We start from the raw sequence: 19,182 nt of genomic DNA, 5'->3' as shown, positions 1-19,182 counted from the left end.
CTCCGGCCGGTCGCCTAGAGGGCATCGGCCAGACATGCCAGGTACATGGCCATGGCAGTACGCGCCTCGCGCACCCCGCGCCCGCTCAGCTGCCCGATCTTCGTCAGCCGGTGCAGGAGGGTGTTGCGGTGGACGGCGAGCCGCTCGGCGGTCCGGACGAGCTGGAAGCCGCACTCCGCCCAGGCGATCAACGTCTCCCGCAGCACCGGCCAGTCCGCCCGCTCCCGCAGCCCCACGAGGAGCGCGGCCGCGTATCGGGCGCGTTCCTGCCGTACGACCGAGGCGACGAGCTGGGCACCGGGCCCGTCGCCCGGGCCGGGTTCCTGGTGGAGCGCCAATGGGCGGTGGACCCCGGGCAGTTCGTGGACACGCTGGCCGAGCGGCTGCGGTGCGACGGGGCCGAGCTGGTCGAGGGCGCTCGGGTGACGGCGGTCCGGGAGGACGCGGATCGCGTCGAGGTCCGTACGACCGCGGGAACCTACCAGGCGGACGCCGTCGTGATCGCCGCGGGTGTCTGGTACCGGGAGGTGTGCGCCTCGCTCGGCGTACGGATCGAGATGGCCGCCGGGAAGGGCTACGGCTTCTCGGTGTCGGCTGCGGCGGTGCCGAAACGCCTGGTCCATCTGGGCTCGGCGAAGGCGGTGCCGGCGCCGTTGGGCAAGGGGTGCGGGTCGCCGGGACGATGGAGTTCGACCGTGACCCGGACCGCTTCCGGTAGGGCCGCGTTCCGGCGCTGGTGGCGGCTGCCCGGCCGTATCTGCCGGGTGCCGACTGGGAGCGACAGGAGCAGGAGTGGATGGGGCCGCGCCCGATGACCCCTGACGCCCTGCCCCTGATCGGCCCGCTACCGGGCCGGCCCCGGATCGTGCTGGCCACCGGCCACAACATGCTGGGCCTGATGCTGGCCACGGCGACGGAACGGCTGGTGGCGGGACTGCTCACGGGGGAGGCTGACCCGGGACGGGCGGCGAGATTCGCCCCTGGCCGGTCGGTGCGGCTGGGTCGGGGGTAGGCCCTGTCCGGCAGCAGAATATGCGGCCGTCGCGAGGCCTGGCCTCCCGCTCCGGGCGGCTGTCGCTCAGGGGCGGGTCGGTCCGCCGGGCATGACCTAGGCGCCCAGACCGAGCAGGGCCACCTGCAGGGGGAGCGCCGGCTCCTCGGGGAGGGCGGGCGGCTCCTCGCCCCGGCCCGTGTGCGTGGGCGGGACGGCGCGCAGGCCCTTGATGCCGTCGGCGGCCCACTTCGCGTCCGTCGCGGGGAGGGACAGGGTCATGCGCCGCCCGTCGGCCAGTGTGGCCTGGAGCCTGGTCGGGTCGTTCGTCTGCATGGCAACCCTCTTCCGTCGCACACCGTCAAGATCGTGCTTCGACATTGAAGACGGACGGGTCGGGGAGATGGTTCCCCGGCGACGCCCTACGCCCGCTCCTTCAGCGCCTGTTCGATGGTCCGCATCACCTCGTCGAGCGGCGCGTCGGTCCGTGCCACGGTCACGAGCACCTCGCCCTGACTGGCCACGGAGGCCGGCACCGTACGCGGCGCGGTCTCCCGGCCCGCCCCGATCCCCGTCCCGAACGTCCGCCGCACGATCGCGAAGGCGTGGTCGAGCTGAGTCTCCACGTCGCCCTGTCCGCCGGCCCGCAGCCAGCGCCGCAGGACGTGGTTGTGCGCGGTGACCACGGCCGACGCGGCGACCTCCGCCAGCAGCGGGTCGTCGTTGGCGTCGTCGTCGTGCGCGTGCTCGTCGAAGTGGCCGAGGAGGTAGCGGGTGAACAGACGCTCGTAGCGGGCCACCGACGCGATCTCCGCCTCACGCAGGGTGGGCACCTCGCGCGTGAGCTTGTAGCGGGCCACCGAGATCTCCGGGCGAGCCGCGTACATCTTCATGACTTCCTTGATGCCACGGCACACGGTGTCGAGCGGGTGCTCGTGCGCGGGCGCCGCGTTGAGCACCGCCTCCGCGCGGATCAGCGTGTCGTCGTGGTCGGGGAAGATCGCCTCTTCCTTGGAGCGGAAGTGGCGGAAGAACGTGCGGCGGGCGACCCCGGCCTGCGCCGCGATCTCGTCGACGGTGGTTGCCTCGTACCCCTTGGTCGCGAACAGCTCCATGGCCGCGGCAGCCAGTTCGCGGCGCATCTTGAGCCGCTGGGCGGCCGCGCGACTGCCGGCGGCACTTTCCGGCGCGTCGGGCGTGGCTGGTGTACGTGAGGACTTGGCGGGCTGGGGCATGACCCGAACGTACTGCATGTGCGCAGCTTGATGCGCATGTACGGGGTTTCCCCCGCCCTCGGCGGGCGGGGGAGCGCCGGGTTCGGCGGGCGGGGCCGAGCCGAGCCGGGTGGCCGGGGGAGAGCTGCCGGGGTCCAGCAGCCCGCCCCACTCCTGACCGCCTCCGAACCAGTCCCCGGGCCGCTCAGCGCCGGGCATATTCGCGGAAGCCACGGCCCGTCTTGCGGCCGAGGCAGCCCGCGGCCACCAGGTGCTCCAGCAGCGGCGCCGGAGCCAGGCCCGGGTCGCGGAACTCGCGGTGCAGGACCTTCTCGATCGCGAGGGACACGTCGAGCCCGACGACGTCCAGCAGCTCGAACGGCCCCATCGGGTAGCCGCCGCCCAGCTTCATCGCCGCGTCGATGTCGTCGAGCGTCGCGTAGTGCTCCTGCACCATCTTGATCGCGTTGTTCAGGTACGGGAACAGCAGCGCGTTCACGATGAATCCGGCCCGGTCACCGCAGTCCACGGCGTGCTTCCTGATCCGGCCGCAGACCTCGCGGACCGTCGCGTGGACGTCGTCGCCCGTCAGGACCGTGCGGACGACCTCGACCAGCTTCATGGCCGGCGCCGGGTTGAAGAAGTGCATGCCGATCACGTCCTGCGGACGCGAGGTGGCGCGGGCACAGGCGACGACGGGCAGCGAGGAGGTGGTGGTGGCCAGCACCGCGCCCGGCTTGCAGACCTTGTCCAGCGTCGCGAACAGCTGCCGCTTGATCTCCAGGTCCTCGGCGACGGCCTCGACGGCCAGATCGACGTCGGCGAACGCGTCGTACGAACCCGCCGCGGTGATCCGGTCCAGGGTCTGCGCGGCGACCTCGGCAGTCATCCGGCCCTTGTCGACCGAGCGAGAAAGGGACTTGCCGATACGGGCCTTCGCGGTCTGCGCCTTCTCCTCGCTGCGGGCGGCGAGCACGACCTCGTAGCCGGCCTTGGCGAAGACCTCCGCGATCCCGGACGCCATGGTGCCGGAGCCCGCGACTCCGACCGAGCGGACCTCGCGGCCCGGCGTGAGGGCGGCGCCGTCCAGCGGCGTCAGCGCGTCCCGCACGACGGTGGCGCTGCCCGGCGCCTCGTACGTGTAGAAGCCGCGGCCCGACTTACGGCCCGTCAGGCCCGCCTCGCTGAGCTGCTTGAGGATCGGCGCGGGGGCGTGCAGCCGGTCGCGGGACTCGGTGTACATGGCGTCCAGGACCGTGCGCGCCGTGTCGACGCCGATCAGGTCGAGCAGCGCCAGCGGGCCCATCGGCAGTCCGCAGCCCAGCCGCATCGCGGCGTCGATGTCCTCGCGGGAGGCGTACTTCGCCTCGTACATCGCGGCCGCCTGGTTGAGGTAGCCGAACAGCAGCCCGTCGGCGACGAATCCGGGCCGGTCACCCACCGCGACGGGCTCCTTGCCGAGGTCCAGGGCGAGGTTGGTGACCGCGGAGACGGCGGTCGGCGCGGTCAGCACCGAGGAGACGACCTCGACCAGCCGCATCGCGGGCGCCGGGTTGAAGAAGTGCAGACCGAGAACCCGCTCCGGGCGGGACGAGTCGGCGGCCAGCCGCGTGACGGAGAGGGCGTTGGTGCCGGTCGCCAGGATCGTCTCGGGGCGCACGATCCCGTCCAGCTCGCGGAAGATCTGCTGCTTGATCTCGTACGACTCCGGCGCCACCTCGATGACCAGGTCCGCGTCGGCCGCGGCGCGCAGGTCGGTGGAGGTGCGGACGCGGGCGAGGGCGTCCGTGCGCTGGTCCTCGGTGAGCTTGCCGCGCTCCACGGCGCGGGCGGTCGAGGACTCCAGGGCGGCGACGGCCGTGGCGGTCGCGGCCTCGCTGATGTCGATGCCGACGACATCGCGACCGGCCTTGGCGAGGACCTCGGCGATGCCGGTGCCCATGGTGCCGAGGCCGACGACGGCAACGGTCTTCAGCGGGGACAGAGGGGTGTCGGACAGGGGAGTGGCCATCGCGGGACTCCAGGAATGAGGGTGACGACTGGGAGCGCGCCCGGGTGCGCCGAGCCCAGCCCGACTGGGGCCGAACCGAGAGCGCACCGGGTGCGAAGAGGAGTGAGTGCGGGTGTTGCCGGGCTACTGGCGCACACGCCCGGTGCCGTCGCCGAGGGGCGTGCACACGCCCCGGGGAACGGAGGATCCGACCGGCCCTGTCCCGGAGCCGAGTCGTACTGAGGTACACGATGTACCGAACCGACCAACACTCGCGGCGGCTGCGTCACCAGGCCGCTGCAAGTAAATCTGCGAGTGGGTGACTCGCTCGTATGAGCTTAACCGGTGGGTAACGAGCGCGCCAGCCCCCGTCTTTGTGATGTAGGTCCCGGGAAGCGAGCCGCTTGCATACGCTCGCCTTCATGGACGAAGAGTTGCGATCACTCACGGAGCGCTTACGGCAGGAGTCCGGTGCGCCGGCCGCGTACGACCGCCTCGTGACGACCGAAGACCTGGGTGAACTGGCCGACGTGCTCACCGCGCCGGGGCAGCCGCTGTGGGCCAGGGAGTTGGCCGCGTTCCGGCTGGGCCTCGCCGGGGACCGGCGGGCCTTCGAGTCCCTCGTCCTGCTTCTCAACCACCGCGACCCGCAGCGCTGCGCCTCCGCCGCTCACGCCCTCGCCCGTCTCGGCGACCCGCGCACCGCCCGCGCTGCCGCCGCCCTCGCCACCAACGAACTGCGCGTCGCCTACGCCCTGCACCCGGTCCGGCTCCTGGTCGAACTGCGTGCCCCCGAGGCCGTGCCCGCCCTGATCACCACCCTGGAGCGACGCCTGCGCCCGCACGACCCCTACCGCCGCGTGGCCCTCGCCTGTGTGGACGGCCTCGGCACCCTCGGTGACACCCGGGCCAGACGCATCCTGAACGAGGCTCTGGCCCACCCGACCCTCGCGGAGGCGGCAGTACGGGCGCTGGCACGCATCCCTCACCAGCGGTGAGGCAACGCGCCGGCTCGCGACAGCGTGGCCGCCCCGTCAGCCGGCCCCCAGCGCCCGTGCGTACCGCACCTCGGGCACCTCGACGCCGTCCACCTCGAAGGGCTCCTCGGCCCCGTCCGCCCGGAAGCCGCCCCGTTCGTAGAAGCGCCGGGCGCGGGCGTTGTCCTTGAGGACCCACAGGAGCATGCGGGCATGTCCGGCGGCCGTGCAACGGCGTACCGACTCCTGGAGCAGGGACTGCCCGATGCCGGTGCCGTACTGCCCGGAGTCCACGTAGATGGCGTACAACTCGACGTCTTCGGTGCGCACTTCGCCGTCACGGTACGGACCGTGGCAGACCCAGCCGACGATCCGGCCGCCCTGCTCGGCGACGAGGTCGACCACGCTGCCGTCGGCCTGCGAGCAGTGGGCGCGGCGGCGTCCGCCGTCCTGGGCCACATCCAGGGCGTCCAGGTACGACTGCGGGATCAGGCCCTGGTAGGCGGTCCGCCAGCCGCCGACGCGGATCTCGGCGACGCGGTCGCAGTCGGCCAGGGTCATGGGGCGGATCCGTATGCCGTCGTCATCCATGACGGCACCGTAGCCCCACCCGCGACCCGGCCCGCCCCTGGTCAACCCGGCAGCACCGCGAAGGCCTCGACCTCCATCAGGAACTCCGGGCGTACCAGTCCGGCGACCTGGACCGCCGACGCGGCCGGCAGCCGGTCGTCGGGTATGTGCCCGGCCCGGGCCGTGCGGAGGGCGGGCATGTGTGCCATGTCGGTGACGAAGTAGGTGAGCTTGATGACATCGTCGAAGGTCGCGCCGGCCGCGGCCAGGCAGCGCTTCAGGTTCTCGAAGACCTGGCGGGCCTGGGCCTCGGGGTCGCCCTCGCCGACCAGCTTGCCGTCCTCGTCCAGGGCGAGCTGTCCGGAGACGGCGACGAAGCGGCCGGTGCCGAGCACGACATGCGTGTACTGGGCGGCGGGGGCGACCCCGTCGGGGGCGGGAATCCTGGTCAGCTCACTCATGCGTCCATGGTGGACCATGGGTCTGACAACGCCCCCGACGGACCGTCAGGCGATCGGTGACCGGTGCTCAAGCGCTCAGTGGCGGAAGCCGACCAGCCGATGCAGTTCGGCGCCGCGCGCCGCCGCCGACGCCACCTTGGAGCTCAGCGGCTTCGGGTCGGGCCGCGCCTCGCACACCGCGTCGACCTCACCCGCGCCGCGCGGCACCGTGCCGTCCGCGAGGTAGGCCGCGAGGTGCTTGTCCAGGCAGGAGTTCCCGCCCAGCGTGACGGCGTGGTTGCCGCCGCCCCGCTCGACCACCAGACTGGAGCGGGCCAGCTGCCGGTGCACCGTGACGGCGCCCTGGTACGGGGTGGCCGCGTCGTCGGTCGACTGGAACAGCAGCACCGGTGGCACCTTGCTGTTGGCGATGCTCACCGAGGGGAGCGGGTCCTTCGGCCAGAAGGCACACGGCGCGTTGTACCAGGCGTTGTTCCAGGTCATGAAGGGTGCCTTCGCATGCACGGACCAGTTGTCCGTCCGCCACTGCTGCCAGTCGCGGGACCAGGCGGCGTCCCGGCACTGCACGGAGGCGTAGATGCTGTAGCTGTTCTCGTCGGCCGCGTCTGCGGCGCCGAACTTCTCGTACGCCTCCACCAGCGGGTCGGCGTTCCCGTCGTTCACATACGCGGCGAACGCCTCGGCGAGGTAGGGCCAGTACCCGTTGTAGTAGCCGCCGGGCAGGAAGGTGTCCTCCAGCTCGGAGGCGCCCACCTTCTCGCCGGCCGGCGTCCTGGCCAGGGCCGCCCGCATCCGGTACCAGGCGGCCTCGACCCGCGACGGATCGGTGCCGAGCCCGTACGTCCGGTCGTACTTGGCGACCCACGCCAGGAACGCGCGGTGCCGGTCGTCGAAGGCGACGTCCTGCGCGAGGTTGGCCTCGTACCAGACCCCGGTGGGGTCGACGACGGAGTCGAGGGCCGCGCGCCGCACCCGCTGCGGGAAGAGCTTGGCGTAGACCGCGCCGAGGTAGGTGCCGTACGAGTAGCCGAAGTAGTTGATCTGCCGCGCCCCGAGAGCCGCGCGGATGAGGTCCATGTCGCGCACGGCGCTCACGGTGTTGAGGTGCGGCAACACGTCCGCGTACTTCTTGCCGCAGGCCTGCGCGAAGGACTTGGCGCGCAGCAGGTTGGCCCGCTCGATCCACGGTGTGCTCGGCACGGAGTTCGGTCGCACCGGGGCGAAGTGGCCGGGCTTGCAGTTGACGGCGGGCTTGCTCCTGCCGACGCCGCGCGGGTCGAAGCCGATGACGTCGTACTGTGCCGCCACCGCCTTGGGCAGTGCGGACGCGACGAATCCGGCGAGCGTGAGACCGCTGCCGCCGGGGCCGCCGGGGTTGACCAGCAGCGGGCCCTGGTACTTCTTCGCGGTGTGCGGGACGCGGGACAGCGCGAGGGTGATCTGCCGTCCGTGCGGTTCGGTGTGGTCGAGCGGCACGTCGAGGGACGCGCACTGCAGCGTCGGGTACTTCGTGTTGCCGCACTTCTTCCAGGTCAGGGGTGTGGTCTTGAAGGTGTCCGCGTTGTCGGTGGCGCTCGCTCCGGCGGGGACGGCCGTGACGGTTGCGGCCATGACGACGGCGGCGCCGCACAGCACGGCTGCGCGTCTTCCCATGGGGTCCTCCCAGGACGGAGGGTGCGGGACCGCGAAGGCCACGATCCCGGCCGCATTCATCCCGGAATGGACGTCTGGAAGAACCGCTTCGGGCGAGACTTGACCCTATTGGGCCGAGAGATTGGGCCGAGAGGCGCGCTCCCATGCCGGCGAGGCTCTCAGATCAGCGAGAGCTGGGTCGGTTCGGACGGCATGTGCCCGGCAGGGGCAGGCTCCGGCTCGCGGATCCGCCGGGCCGTCCCCGCGCGCGTGGGGCCTATCCCGTACTCCTGCGCCAGGTCGTGCACCTGACGGGTGACCCGGCGCTGGTACCACTTCGGCGCGTAGGCGCCGTCCGCGTACAGCCGCTCGTACCGCCGCACCAGATGCGGATGCTCCCGGCCGAGCCAGGCCATGAACCACTCGCGTGCCCCGGGCCGCAGATGCAGTACCAGCGGCATGACCGAGGTGGCCCCGGAGGCGGCGATCGCCCGCACGGTGGCCCGCAGTTGGGCCGGGTGATCGCTGAGGAACGGGATCACCGGCGCCATCAGCACACCGCAGTCGAGTCCGTGCTCGGTCAGCGTCCGGACGACGTCCAGGCGGCGTTCGGGAGCGGGTGTGCCCGGCTCCACGGTGCGCCACAGCTCGGGGTCGGTGAAGCCGACGGAGACGGAGACGCCGACGTCCGTCACCTCGGCGGACTGCTTCAGCAGCTCCAGGTCGCGCAGGATCAGCGTGCCCTTGGTGAGGATCGAGTACGGGTTGGCATGATCGCGCAGGGCGGCGAGGATGCCCGGCATCAGGCGATAGCGGCCCTCCGCGCGCTGGTAGCAGTCGACGTTCGTGCCCATCGCTATGTGATCGCCCTGCCAGCGGCGCGAGCCGAGCTGGCGGCGCAGCAGCTCAGGCGCGTTCACCTTGACCACGATCTGGGAGTCGAAGCCGAGGCCCGTGTCCAGGTCCAGATAGCTGTGGGTCTTGCGGGCGAAGCAGTACACGCACGCGTGCGAGCAGCCCCGATAGGGGTTGACCGTCCACTCGAAGGGCATGCGCGAGGCGCCCGGCACCCGGTTCAGGATCGAGCGGGCCCGGATCTCGTGGAACGTGATCCCGGCGAATTCGGGCGTGTCGAAGGTACGGGTGACCACCGCGTCCGCGCCGAACAGCGCGGAGTCGGCACGGCTGTGGTCGGACTCCAGGGTGAGGTTCTCCCAGCGCATGAGGCCTCCTCGGTAGCACTGCCCCCAGAATAGAACACATGTTCCCTTGATCGTGCGACCTATCCCCGGGCTTCGTTTTCGGTCACTGTGCGATCGCTTCGGAGAGCTGATCGGGACCCCGATTTGGGCGGTCCGGCAGCGGGGTGGTTGGCTTGCTCCAATCCCCGAGAATTCAGGTCCTGGAGGAAGTCAATGGCGCAGGTCGAGGCCACTACGGAGCGGGTCGTCGCGGCGGACGCGGAGAAGGTGTTCGACGCCCTCGCCGACTACAGCGGTACGCGGCAGAAGCTGCTGCCCGGGCACTTCAGCGAGTACGAGGTGCGCGAGGGCGGCGACGGCGAGGGCACCCTCGTCCACTGGAAGCTCCAGGCCACCAGCAAGCGTGTGCGCGACTGCCTCCTGGAGGTCAGCGAGCCCACCGACGGCGAGCTCGTCGAGAAGGACCGCAACTCCTCCATGGTCACCACCTGGCGGGTCACCCCGGCCGGTGAGGGCAAGGCCCTCGTCGTCGTCACCACCACCTGGCAGGGCGCCGGCGGCATCGGCGGCTTCTTCGAGAAGACCTTCGCGCCCAAGGGCCTCGGCCGGATCTACGACGAGCTGCTCGCCAAGCTCGCCACCGAGGTCGAGAAGTAAGTTCCAGGTGTCCGGGGGCCCTTGGCCCCCTCACCGGATCGAGTGGATCTCCGCTGTGTCCGGGACGGTGCCGTAACTCGCCGTGCTTGCTCGTAGTTGTCGCCTAATGCGGGAAATGTGAGCAGGTACGGCGAGGGAGCGGTGCGTGGGCGGCACGACTCTGGTGCAGGACGAAACCGTCACCGCACCACCTCCACAGGCTCCGCCCCAAGGCGCCGAGCCCCAACTGAGCCCGCGCCGGGTGCGGCTGGTCTTCTTCGCACTGATGCTCGCGCTGCTGCTGGCCGCGCTGGAGCAGATGATCGTCGCCACCGCGCTGCCGAAGATCGTCGGCGAGCTGCACGGCCTGGACAAGATGTCCTGGGCGATCACCGCCTACCTGCTCACCGCCACCGTCGGACTGCCGGTCTACGGCAAGCTCGGCGACCTCCTCGGCCGTAAGGGCGTCTTCCAGTTCGCGATCGTCGTCTTCGTCGTCGGCTCCGCGCTCGCCGGGCGGGCCGAGACCATGGACCAGCTCATCGCCTACCGCGCGGTGCAGGGCGTCGGCGCGGGCGGGCTCATGATCGGCGTCCAGGCGATCATCGCGGACATCGTGCCGGCCAGGGAGCGCGGCCGCTTCATGGGCCTGATCGGCGCCGCGTTCGGCCTCGCCTCGGTCGCCGGCCCGCTGCTGGGCGGCTACTTCACGGACCACGTCTCCTGGCGCTGGTGCTTCTACATCAACGTCCCCTTCGGCCTCGTCACCCTGGCCGTCGTGGCCGTCGTACTGAAGCTGCCGAAGCCGAAGGCCAGGGCCCGGCTGGACGTCCTCGGTTCCCTGCTGCTCGCCGCCGCCTCCACCTGCCTGGTCCTGCTGACCAGTTGGGGCGGCATCGAGTACGCCTGGGACTCCCGCGTCATCCTCGGCCTCGCCGGGGGAGCGGCTCTCGCCGCGGTTCTCTTCGTCGTCGCCGAGCACTTCGCCGCCGAACCCCTCATCCCGCTGCGGCTGTTCAGGGACTCCGTCTTCAACGTGACCGGCCTGGTCGGCCTGGTGACCGGTGTCGCCCTGTTCGGCGCGGCCAGCTATCTGCCGACCTACCTGCAGATGGTCGACGGGGCCACGGCCACCGAGTCGGGCCTGCTGATGCTGCCGATGATGGGCGGCATCGTCGGCGCCTCGATCGTGTGCGGCCAACTCATCAGCCTCACCGGCCGCTACAAGATCTACACCGTGCTCGGCGGCGCGCTCTCGGCCGTCGGCATGTGGCTGCTGTCCCGCCTCGAAGTCGACACGCCCCGGCTGCACTACAGCCTCTGGATGGCCGTGCTCGGCGCCGGCATCGGCATGGTGATGCCGGTCCTGATCCTCGCCGTGCAGAACTCCGTGCGCCCCGCCGACCTCGGCACCGCCACCAGTGCCAACAACTACTTCCGGCAGATCGGCGGCAGCGTCGGCGCCGCCATCTTCGGCACGCTCTTCGCCGGCCGGCTCGCCGACGCCCTGGCCGAACGGCTCCCCACGCGCGCGGGCGCCGAGCTGCCCGACCCCGAGTCGATCACTCCGCAGCTCGTCCGCGCCCTGCCCCCGGCGCTGCGCGACGACTACATCCAGGCCTACGCCGACGCCATGCCGAGGATCTTCCTGTACCTCGTGCCGGTGCTCGTGCTGGGCCTGCTCATCGCCTTCTTCCTCAAGGAGAAACCGCTGGTGTCCCACAACGCCCAGGCCCCGGAGGCGGAATCGGCGCCGGTGAACGCCCCCATCCCGCCCGCCCGTTCGCAGTACGCCACCGGAGTTCCCGTCTGCGGCCTGGTGCAGCACCCCGACGGGACCGTCGTCCCGCGCGCGGCACTCACGCTCATCGACATCGGCGGGCAGCAGGTCGGGCGCGGCGCGAGCGGTGACGACGGCCGGTACGCGCTGGCGACGCCGGGCCCGGGGTCGTACGTCATGATCGCCGCGGCGGGCGGCCACCAGCCGCAGGCCGTCACCGTGACCGTGGGCGAGCGCCCCGTCGACCTGGACATCGTCCTCGGCGGCGCCGGACGCCTCGCCGGGAGGGTGCTCACGCCGGACGGCACGCCCGTGGACGCCACGGTCACGCTCACCAACGTGCAGGGCGAGGTCGTGGCCACCACCCGCAGCGGACGCGAGGGCGGCTACGTCATCACCGAACTCGTCGCCGGCGAGTACACCCTCGCAGCGAGCGCGTCGGCCTTCCGCCCGGCTGCCGTCCCCGTCACCGTCAAGGCGGCCCGCGAGACCCGCCAGGACATCGAGCTCGCCGGCGGCGCCCTGCTCCGGGGCACCGTGCGGGCGGGCGGGGGGCGGCCCGTCGAGGACGCCCGCGTGACACTGCTCGACGCCGCCGGCAACGTCATGGACACGCTCACCACGGGCCCCGACGGGACCTTCCGGTTCGTCGACCTGTCCACCGGCGAGTACACCGTCATCGCCACGGGTTACCCGCCGGTCGCCACCGTGCTCCAGGTCGCCGGCGGAGGCCGTACGGAACGAGATCTTCAGCTCGGGCACGAGGACTGAGCCGGCGGACCCGCACCTGGGTTGTCCTGCGGGGACGCGGTGCGGGCGGGTCTTTCGGCCCCTGCGCGGGCCGTCTTGATCTCGTCATATCAATTCCCGTATTGCCGCACATCACGTCGGCCCGGAGCCGTACGGTGGTGTGGGCGCGCAGATCTTGCGGAGCCGTGGGGAGAGAGGGCCTGGGCCATGGACCGTGGCACCGAGAGGGACGGCGCGGTGACGGAACACGCTGCGTCCGGACGGATCCCACTGGCCGTGGTCGTGGTCGACCGCGAGGGCCTCGTCTCGCACTGGAGCTCCGGCGCACGCCGTCTGTTCGGCGCCGCCAAGGAGGACGCGATCGGACGCGCGGCCGTCGATCTGCTGCCCGTCTCCGGCGCCCTGCCCGAGGACGACGACGTCTCGCTGTACGGCGCCTACTCGGCGTACGACGGACTCGGCCACGACCTTGAGACGTCCCTCGACGGGCGGCTGTACTACCCGGCCGCGGGCCGCGCCCGCCTCACCGTGCCCGAGCGAAGCGAGACGGGGAGTGACCGGGTCGACGTCCTGTGGTGGGCCTACCCGCTGGTGGGACCCGGCCCGGAGCGGCTGCTCGTGCTGGGCGCCGACGTGGGCCGGCTCCAGCAGGAGGCCCACGAGGAGGACACCGGCTACGAGCGCGTCGCCCCCGGATTCGCCCTGCACACCGACTTCCCAGGCGCCGAGGAACTCGCCCGCAGACTCCCCGAGATCCTGCCCAGCATGAGCGTCGAGGAGAGCGCCCGCATCGTCGGCCAGATCCTCGAACTGGGATATCCGGTACTGGAGTTCAGCCAGAACGACCGGGTGCCCGTCACCCCCGACTGGGGTGTGCCCCGGCGAGTCGAGCGCCGGGCGCGCCACGAGCGGGCCGCCCGGGCCGCCGCTCAGGGCCTGCCGTTACCGCAGGAGTACACCGACGAGGCAGAGGACCTCGAGTACGTCGCCGTACGCGAACGCCTGGAGTTCCTCAACGAGGTCAGCGGCCGCATCGGCACCTCCCTCGACCTGTCACGGACCATCGTCGAGGTCAGCAAGGCCGTCGTGCCCCGCTTCACCGACGTCGCCGGCACCTATCTGCGCGAACAGGTCGTCGCCGGCGAGGGATTCCCCGAAGGCGTACCGGACACGACCACCATGTGGCACCGGGTCGCCCTCGAGCACACCGACGAACCCGGCCGCTGGGACGACGTCGTGCCGGTCGGCGAGGCCATGCCCTTCCCGGCGCACACGCCGTTCTTCCAGTGCATGACCACCGGCGACCCCGTGCTCGTGCCACGCATCAGCGAGCAGATGGGGCACGCCATCGCCTCGCAGTTCGAGAAGCGGGACATCCGGCCGCTGATCACGGGCCGCTCCATGCTGGTCGTGCCGCTGAAGGCCCGCGATGTGGTGCTGGGGTTCATGATCCTGCTGCGCCACCCCGAGCGCGTCGAGTTCAACGACATGGACCGGGTCACCGGCGCCGAACTCGCCGCCCGCGCGGGCCTCGTGCTCGACAACGCGCGCATGTACACGTACCAGGAGAGCGTCGCCGAGACCCTCCAGGACAGCATGCTGCCGCACATCCCGCCGCGCATGGCGGGCTGCGACATCGCCACCCGCTATCTGCCGGGTACCCTCCTCGGCCGGGTCGGAGGCGACTGGTTCGACTCCGTCAAACTGCCGGGCGCCCGCACCGCCCTGGTCGTCGGTGACGTCATGGGGCACGGCCTCAACTCGGCGGCCATGATGGGCCAGTTGCGTACGGCCGTGCAGACCATGGCCGCCCTCGACCTGCCGCCGGCCCAGCTGCTGCGCAACCTCGACGACCTCGCCCAGCGCCTCGGCGACACCTACCTCGCGACCTGTCTGTACGCCGTCTACGACCCGATCGCGGGCGAACTCCACATCGCCAACGCCGGCCACATCCCGCCCGTCCTGGTCCACGCCGACAACGGGCACAGCGAGCTGCTCGACCTGCCCACGGGCGCGCCGATCGGCGTCGGCGGGGTGCCCTTCGAGGCGGTGCGCGTGCGCGTGCGGCCCGGCGACCGGATCGTGATGTGCACCGACGGCCTGGTCGAGGTGCGCGGCGAGGACATCGGTGTCGGCCTCGCGACCCTCTGCGAGTCCGCGGCCCACCCGGCCGCGTCCATGGACGACGCCTGCGACACGATCATCCGGGCCCTCAACACACGCGGCGGCCGCAAGGACGACGTCGCCCTGCTGATGGCCCGCCTCAACGGCATCGAGCCCGAGGATGTCGCCGAATGGCGGCTCGCCCTCGACCCGGCAGAGGTCGCACGCGCCCGCGCCGTCGTCCGTGAACAACTGCACGACTGGGGTTTGTCTCGCCTCGCCGACAGTGCCGAGCTGCTGGTCAGCGAGCTTGTCACCAACGCCGTACGGCACTCCCACAGCCGCCCCGTCGACCTGCGCCTCGTCCGCGGTGAGACGCTGCTGTGCGAGGTGGACGACGACGACCACGACCTGCCGACCCTGCTCAACGCCGGTCCGGACGACGAGACCGGACGCGGGCTGCGGGTGGTGAGCGTGCTCGCCCGCGAGTGGGGCACCACCCGTACCAGCGCCGGCAAGGCCGTCTGGTTCGAACTCACACTCCCGCGACGCTGATCCCTGCGTCCCTCCCACGGGCGTACGACCTCGCCGGGCGACCTGTGCCCCGAACGGCGTACGACGGCGCACGAGTCTCGAATGCGGAGTGAAGGAATGCGCCACGCGCTTGTAGCCGTCACCGGGCCGCGATAGACCGTACTCGCCCGTTACTTGACGACGGGTCGGCGTCGCAACCTGGGGAGTTGGGCAGATGAGCGTGACGAGTCGATACCGTCAGGCCTGGGAGGGCTTCTGGCGTGAAGCGAGCGATGAACCGGATGCGGTGTTCTGGGACGCCGAGCCTGCCCTGACCGCCGGCCGCCACCTGGCCCTCTTCGAGGCGCACCTGACCGATCCGGGCCTGCCGTTGGTGGACCTGGGCTGCGGCAACGGCACTCAGACGCGTTTCCTCGCCGAACGCTTCCCGCGTGTCGTCGGCGTCGAGCTGTCCGCCGCCGCTCTGGACCACGCCCGGCTGGCCGACCCCGCCGGGCAGGCGACGTACCGGTTGTTCGACGCGGTGGAGAAGACCGAGGCCGAGACGCTGCACGCGGAACTCGGCGACGCCAACATCTATATGCGGGGCGTGCTGCATCAGGCCGAGCCCGACGACCGCCAGCTGATGGTGAACGGGATCGCCACGCTGGTCGGCGAGCGCGGCCGGGCCTTTCTCGTCGAACTCTCCGAGTCCGCGAAGCCGGTCCTCATGGGCCTCGCGCAGAGTCCGTCCGGCCCGCCGCCCAAGCTCGCACCGATCTTCCGGCACGGCATCGCCCCCGGCGAGGTCGCCGACGCCGCCGTGCCCGAATATCTGCGCGCGGCCGGTCTCAGCGTCCTCGCGAGCGGCGAACTGCCGCTGATCACCACGGAGTACGGGCCCGACGGCGCGCGGATCGAGCTGCCGTCGAAGTGGGTGGTGGCCGGCCGCACGGTGTGACGGCTGTACCGGCGGGCGGGGCATGGTGACCCCGCCCGCCATACCGTCAGGCGGCCTTGCGGCCCTTGCGATACGCCGCCCAGCCGGCGGCGAGCAGCGCAGCCGCGAGCGTGGCTACGGAGAGCACGGTCACGCCTGTGGCGGCGAGGCTGCCGCCCGCGGTCGAGGTGCCGGTGCCGCTGGAGCCGCCCGTGGTGGACGTCGTACCCGTGCCGCCGGTGCTGCCGCCCGTCGTACTTGTGCCGGAGCCGCCGTTCCCGCCCGTGCCGCCGGTGTCGTCGTCGGTGTCCACCGGGTCCTGCCCGACGTAACTGACCGGGACCCTGACGTCCTGGGAGCGGTCGCCGGAGAGGGTGTGGTCGTTGCGGGTGGCCAGGACGCAGGTGGCCTTGAAGCAGTCGGTGTACTCGTCCCTGGCGTCGACGGTCAGCTCGACCTCGAAGGTGCCGCCCGCGCCGTACGGGATCGCCAGGTCCTCGCCATAGACCGGCGGGTCGGAGGAGATCCATGCGGAGGAGGAGTGCGAGCCGCCGGTCATGTCGCCGCCGCCGATGCAGGGCGTGGGCAGTTCGCCGTCGCCGTTGTCGACGCACAGGGCGACGTAGATGCCCTTCGTCGGGTGGTATCCGGAACCGGTGACCTTCAGGGTCTGGTTCTCGGTGGCGAGGCTGTTGACCGGTGTGACGGTGAGCTTCTGGCCGTTGGGGCCGGTGACGGTGCTGGTGCCGGACGGCTCGGTGTTCGTCGTCGAGCGTGGCCTTCACGAAGATCTGCACGCTGAAGGTGCCGCCCGTGCCGAACTTGGAGCTGTTGGCGAACATGCCGCCGAAGGTGTTGTTGACCCAGTGCGAGGCGCCGGTGGTGCCGCTCTCGTCCTGGCCGCCCAGACACGGGGTGGGCTTGTTCGCGCCCTGCGCCCCGTCGACCACGCACAGGCTGACGTAGACGCCCTGGCCGGTAGCCGGCGCCGGAGACGCTGATGACCTGGCCCGCGGCGGCGGCCGTCAACGGGGGCCAGGGTGTGGGGACTTGAGGGCTGGGGGCATGAAAACGTGAGAAAAGTTCACGGTTGCAGCATCTGGCGACCTCGACGCTCTCTGGGCTACCGTCGGTAACACCCGCTCTCGCAGCGGCCTCTCGTGTGTCTCCCGCCCCTTGCGTATCTCCCCGGAAGGCAGCCCATGGAGAACTCGTCAACTCCTGCCGCGATCACGCGCCGTCGTGCCCTGACCGTCGCCGGCGGGGTGCTTGCCGGTGCCGCCCTCGCGCAGGCCACGTTCCCGGCCTTCGCGGCCTCGGCCGGCTCGTCGGACGCGGACGCCATCGTGGTCGGCCACGGCCTCGCCGGGCTGGTCGCCACGGCCGAACTGGCGGCGGCGGGACGCAAGGTGCTGCTCCTGGACCAGGAGCCGGAGGCCAGTCTCGGCGGGCAGGCGTTCTGGTCCTTCGGCGGACTGTTCCTCGTCGACTCCGCCGAACAGCGGTTGATGGGCATCAAGGACTCGCACGAGCTGGCCTGGCAGGACTGGCTGGGCACGGCCGGCTTCGACCGCGGGATCCTGGACCCGTCGGGCCAGGACCACTGGGCCTACAAGTGGGCCGAGGCGTATGTGGACTTCGCCTCCGAGGAGAAGCGGTCCTGGCTGGCCGGGCTCGGCATGCAGTGGTTCCCGATCGTCGGCTGGGCCGAGCGCGGCGGCGGTCTCGCGGACGGGCACGGCAACTCGGTCCCGCGCTTCCATGTCACGTGGGGCACCGGGCCGGCCGTGGTCGAGCCGTTCGAGAAGAAGGTCCGCGCGGCAGTGGCGAACGGCCACGTCACCTTCAAGTTCCGGCACAGAGTCGACGAGTTGATCGTCACGGGCGGTGCCGTCACCGGCGTACGCGGCGCCGTCCTGGAGCCGAGCAGCGCCGGTCGCGGCAAGCCCAGTTCCCGTACCGTCGTCGGCGACTTCGAGCTGAATGCCCCCGTCGTGATCGTCACCTCCGGTGGCATCGGCGCCAACCACGACCTGGTGCGCAAGAACTGGCCCGCCCGGCTCGGCACCCCGCCCAAGTCCATGATCACAGGCGTGCCCGCGCACGTGGACGGTCGGATGCTCGCGATCACCGAGAAGGCGGGCGGACGGATCGTCAACCCCGACCGGATGTGGCACTACACGGAGGGCCTGAAGAACTACGACCCGATCTGGCCCGGCCACGGCATCCGCATCCTGCCCGGCCCGTCCTCCATGTGGTTCGACGCCGAGGGCAAGCGCTTCTCCAGCCCCGACATCCCGGGCTACGACACCCTGCACACCCTCAAGACGATCAGCGACAGCGGCTACGACTACTCCTGGTTCGTCACGACCCAGAAGATCATCGCGAAGGAGTTCGCGCTCTCCGGCTCGGAGCAGAACCCGGACCTCACGGAGAAGAACATCTGGATGCTGCTGTCCCGCATCTGGCAGACCCCGGAGCCGATCGAGCGGTTCAAGGAGAAGGGCGAGGACTTCGTCGTCGCCAAGACCCTTCCCGAACTCGTCGCGGGCATGAACAAGCTGACCGGCGACAACCTCATCGAACTCGCGGACCTCAAGCGGCAGATCGAGGCCCGCGACCGCGAGATCGACAACCCCTACACCAAGGACGTCCAGGTCATGGGCATCCGCAACGCGCTCGCCTACCCGGGTGACACGCTCAGCCGGACCGCGTCCGCCCACAAGATCCTGGACACGAGCGCGGGCCCCCTCATCGCCGTGCGCCTCAACATCCTCACCCGCAAGACCCTCGGCGGCCTCCAGACCGACCTCTCCGGCCGCGTCCTGGACGCCTCGGGCACCCCGATCTCCGGTCTGTACGCGGCCGGAGAGGTCGCCGGCTTCGGCGGAGGCGGGGTCCACGGCTACCGCTCGCTGGAGGGCACCTTCCTCGGCGGCTGCCTCTTCTCGGGCCGCGTGGCGGGCAAGGCCGCGGCAGAGGCCACCGCGACCTGAACCCGGCGGGTCACGGCTCGGTGGGCACACACAGGACGGGCGTACGGGACAGATGCAGCAGTTTGTGGGGTGTGGAGCCCAGCAGGGCCCCGCGCAACGGGCTCTCACCCCAGCTGCCGACCACGATGAACCTCGCCGCATGCCGCGCCGCGGCCTCGATCAGCGCCTCCGCCGGCTTCTGGTCGATGACCTCGACGGTGGTCGGCACACCGGCCTCGTCGGCCACCGCGACGGCATGAGCGAGCGCGGTGCGGCCGACCTCCTGGACGGCATCGCGATGCGCGGTGTACTCCTCGCCGAGGGCGCCGGGCGCCGCCGCGCCGTAGACCAGTACGAGCGGCTCGCCGAACGCCGCCGACACCTCGATGGCGACGTGCAGTGCGCGGACCGCGCCCGGGGACTCGTCGTATCCGAGGACGATCGACAT

At 71.3% G+C, this 19,182-nt stretch carries 18 protein-coding genes and 1 pseudogene; 8 read left to right on the top strand and 11 right to left on the bottom strand.

The genetic code is table 11. The annotated features are described in order from the left end of the window. Positions 1–14: 14 nt before the first annotated feature. Positions 15–338, bottom strand: coding sequence for a helix-turn-helix domain-containing protein (locus OHO27_RS07290; protein WP_328421433.1), 324 nt, complete (start codon positions 336–338; stop codon positions 15–17). Between the two features lie 6 nt (positions 339–344). Between OHO27_RS07290 and OHO27_RS07285 the strand changes: the two genes are divergently transcribed. Then, positions 345–815, top strand: coding sequence for an FAD-dependent oxidoreductase (locus tag OHO27_RS07285; protein ID WP_328421431.1), 471 nt, complete (start codon positions 345–347; stop codon positions 813–815). Beyond that, on the top strand, positions 737–1,012 hold the full coding sequence (locus OHO27_RS07280) for an NAD(P)/FAD-dependent oxidoreductase (RefSeq protein ID WP_328421429.1): 276 nt from the start codon (positions 737–739) through the stop codon (positions 1,010–1,012). The genes OHO27_RS07285 and OHO27_RS07280 overlap by 79 nt, the downstream gene beginning before the upstream one ends. A gap of 96 nt (positions 1,013–1,108) precedes the next feature. Here the strand turns inward: OHO27_RS07280 and OHO27_RS07275 are convergent, their stop codons facing one another. The 3 genes from OHO27_RS07275 to OHO27_RS07265 all read right to left on the bottom strand — a co-directional run bounded on the left by OHO27_RS07275 (position 1,109) and on the right by OHO27_RS07265 (position 4,216). Then, entirely contained in the window at positions 1,109–1,327 is a 219-nt protein-coding gene (locus OHO27_RS07275) for a hypothetical protein (RefSeq protein ID WP_328421427.1), read from the bottom strand. Positions 1,328–1,413: 86 nt separating this feature from the next. After that, positions 1,414–2,226, bottom strand: a complete 813-nt coding sequence (locus tag OHO27_RS07270; protein WP_328421425.1) for a TetR family transcriptional regulator — start codon at positions 2,224–2,226, stop codon at positions 1,414–1,416. A gap of 184 nt (positions 2,227–2,410) precedes the next feature. Next, on the bottom strand, positions 2,411–4,216 hold the full coding sequence (locus OHO27_RS07265) for a 3-hydroxyacyl-CoA dehydrogenase family protein (RefSeq protein WP_328421423.1): 1,806 nt from the start codon (positions 4,214–4,216) through the stop codon (positions 2,411–2,413). Between the two features lie 401 nt (positions 4,217–4,617). Here OHO27_RS07265 and OHO27_RS07260 point away from each other — a divergent pair, with 401 nt between their 5' ends. Next, a complete protein-coding gene (locus OHO27_RS07260; RefSeq protein ID WP_328421421.1) occupies positions 4,618–5,193 on the top strand; it encodes an adenylosuccinate lyase in 576 nt (191 codons plus the stop codon). Between the two features lie 36 nt (positions 5,194–5,229). Here the strand turns inward: OHO27_RS07260 and OHO27_RS07255 are convergent, their stop codons facing one another. The 4 genes from OHO27_RS07255 to OHO27_RS07240 all read right to left on the bottom strand — a co-directional run bounded on the left by OHO27_RS07255 (position 5,230) and on the right by OHO27_RS07240 (position 9,058). After that, positions 5,230–5,763, bottom strand: a complete 534-nt coding sequence (locus OHO27_RS07255) for a GNAT family N-acetyltransferase (protein WP_328421419.1) — start codon at positions 5,761–5,763, stop codon at positions 5,230–5,232. A gap of 41 nt (positions 5,764–5,804) precedes the next feature. Then, positions 5,805–6,203, bottom strand: a complete 399-nt coding sequence (locus OHO27_RS07250) for a RidA family protein (protein ID WP_328421417.1) — start codon at positions 6,201–6,203, stop codon at positions 5,805–5,807. Between the two features lie 75 nt (positions 6,204–6,278). After that, on the bottom strand, positions 6,279–7,856 hold the full coding sequence (locus tag OHO27_RS07245; protein WP_328421415.1) for an alpha/beta hydrolase: 1,578 nt from the start codon (positions 7,854–7,856) through the stop codon (positions 6,279–6,281). A gap of 158 nt (positions 7,857–8,014) precedes the next feature. After that, positions 8,015–9,058 carry an Rv2578c family radical SAM protein gene (locus OHO27_RS07240; RefSeq protein WP_328421413.1) on the bottom strand — a complete coding sequence of 348 codons (1,044 nt, stop codon included), beginning with the start codon at positions 9,056–9,058 and terminating at the stop codon, positions 8,015–8,017. Between the two features lie 192 nt (positions 9,059–9,250). On the opposite strand from OHO27_RS07240, the gene OHO27_RS07235 reads away from it, so the two are divergent. The 4 genes from OHO27_RS07235 to OHO27_RS07220 all read left to right on the top strand — a co-directional run bounded on the left by OHO27_RS07235 (position 9,251) and on the right by OHO27_RS07220 (position 15,780). Then, on the top strand, positions 9,251–9,694 hold the full coding sequence (locus tag OHO27_RS07235) for an SRPBCC family protein (protein ID WP_328421411.1): 444 nt from the start codon (positions 9,251–9,253) through the stop codon (positions 9,692–9,694). Positions 9,695–9,839: 145 nt separating this feature from the next. After that, positions 9,840–12,224 carry an MFS transporter gene (locus tag OHO27_RS07230; RefSeq protein WP_328421409.1) on the top strand — a complete coding sequence of 795 codons (2,385 nt, stop codon included), beginning with the start codon at positions 9,840–9,842 and terminating at the stop codon, positions 12,222–12,224. A gap of 186 nt (positions 12,225–12,410) precedes the next feature. After that, positions 12,411–14,861: a SpoIIE family protein phosphatase gene (locus OHO27_RS07225; protein ID WP_328421407.1), complete on the top strand. Its 2,451-nt coding sequence runs from the start codon at positions 12,411–12,413 to the stop codon at positions 14,859–14,861. Positions 14,862–15,054: 193 nt separating this feature from the next. Beyond that, entirely contained in the window at positions 15,055–15,780 is a 726-nt protein-coding gene (locus tag OHO27_RS07220) for a class I SAM-dependent methyltransferase (protein WP_328421405.1), read from the top strand. A 46-nt stretch (positions 15,781–15,826) separates the two neighbouring features. Here the strand turns inward: OHO27_RS07220 and OHO27_RS07215 are convergent, their stop codons facing one another. Further along, complete coding sequence (locus tag OHO27_RS07215) at positions 15,827–16,318, bottom strand: hypothetical protein (RefSeq protein ID WP_328421403.1); 492 nt, start codon at positions 16,316–16,318, stop codon at positions 15,827–15,829. Between the two features lie 211 nt (positions 16,319–16,529). Continuing rightward, positions 16,530–16,791, bottom strand: a pseudogene (locus tag OHO27_RS07210) (hypothetical protein); the annotation flags it as partial. A gap of 170 nt (positions 16,792–16,961) precedes the next feature. Between OHO27_RS07210 and OHO27_RS07205 the strand changes: the two are divergent. Beyond that, the gene (locus tag OHO27_RS07205) at positions 16,962–18,755 is read left to right on the top strand and encodes an FAD-binding dehydrogenase (RefSeq protein ID WP_328421401.1); all 1,794 of its coding nucleotides are present in this window, start codon (positions 16,962–16,964) and stop codon (positions 18,753–18,755) included. Between the two features lie 10 nt (positions 18,756–18,765). On the opposite strand, the gene OHO27_RS07200 is transcribed toward OHO27_RS07205, so the two are convergent. Next, a complete protein-coding gene (locus OHO27_RS07200) occupies positions 18,766–19,182 on the bottom strand; it encodes a universal stress protein (protein ID WP_328421399.1) in 417 nt (138 codons plus the stop codon).

Origin of the sequence: Streptomyces sp. NBC_00443 (assembly GCF_036014175.1) — a bacterium.
GTDB lineage: Bacteria > Actinomycetota > Actinomycetes > Streptomycetales > Streptomycetaceae > Streptomyces.
Note: the sequence above shows the minus strand (reverse complement) of the source record. Positions and strands in the feature narration are given on the sequence as shown.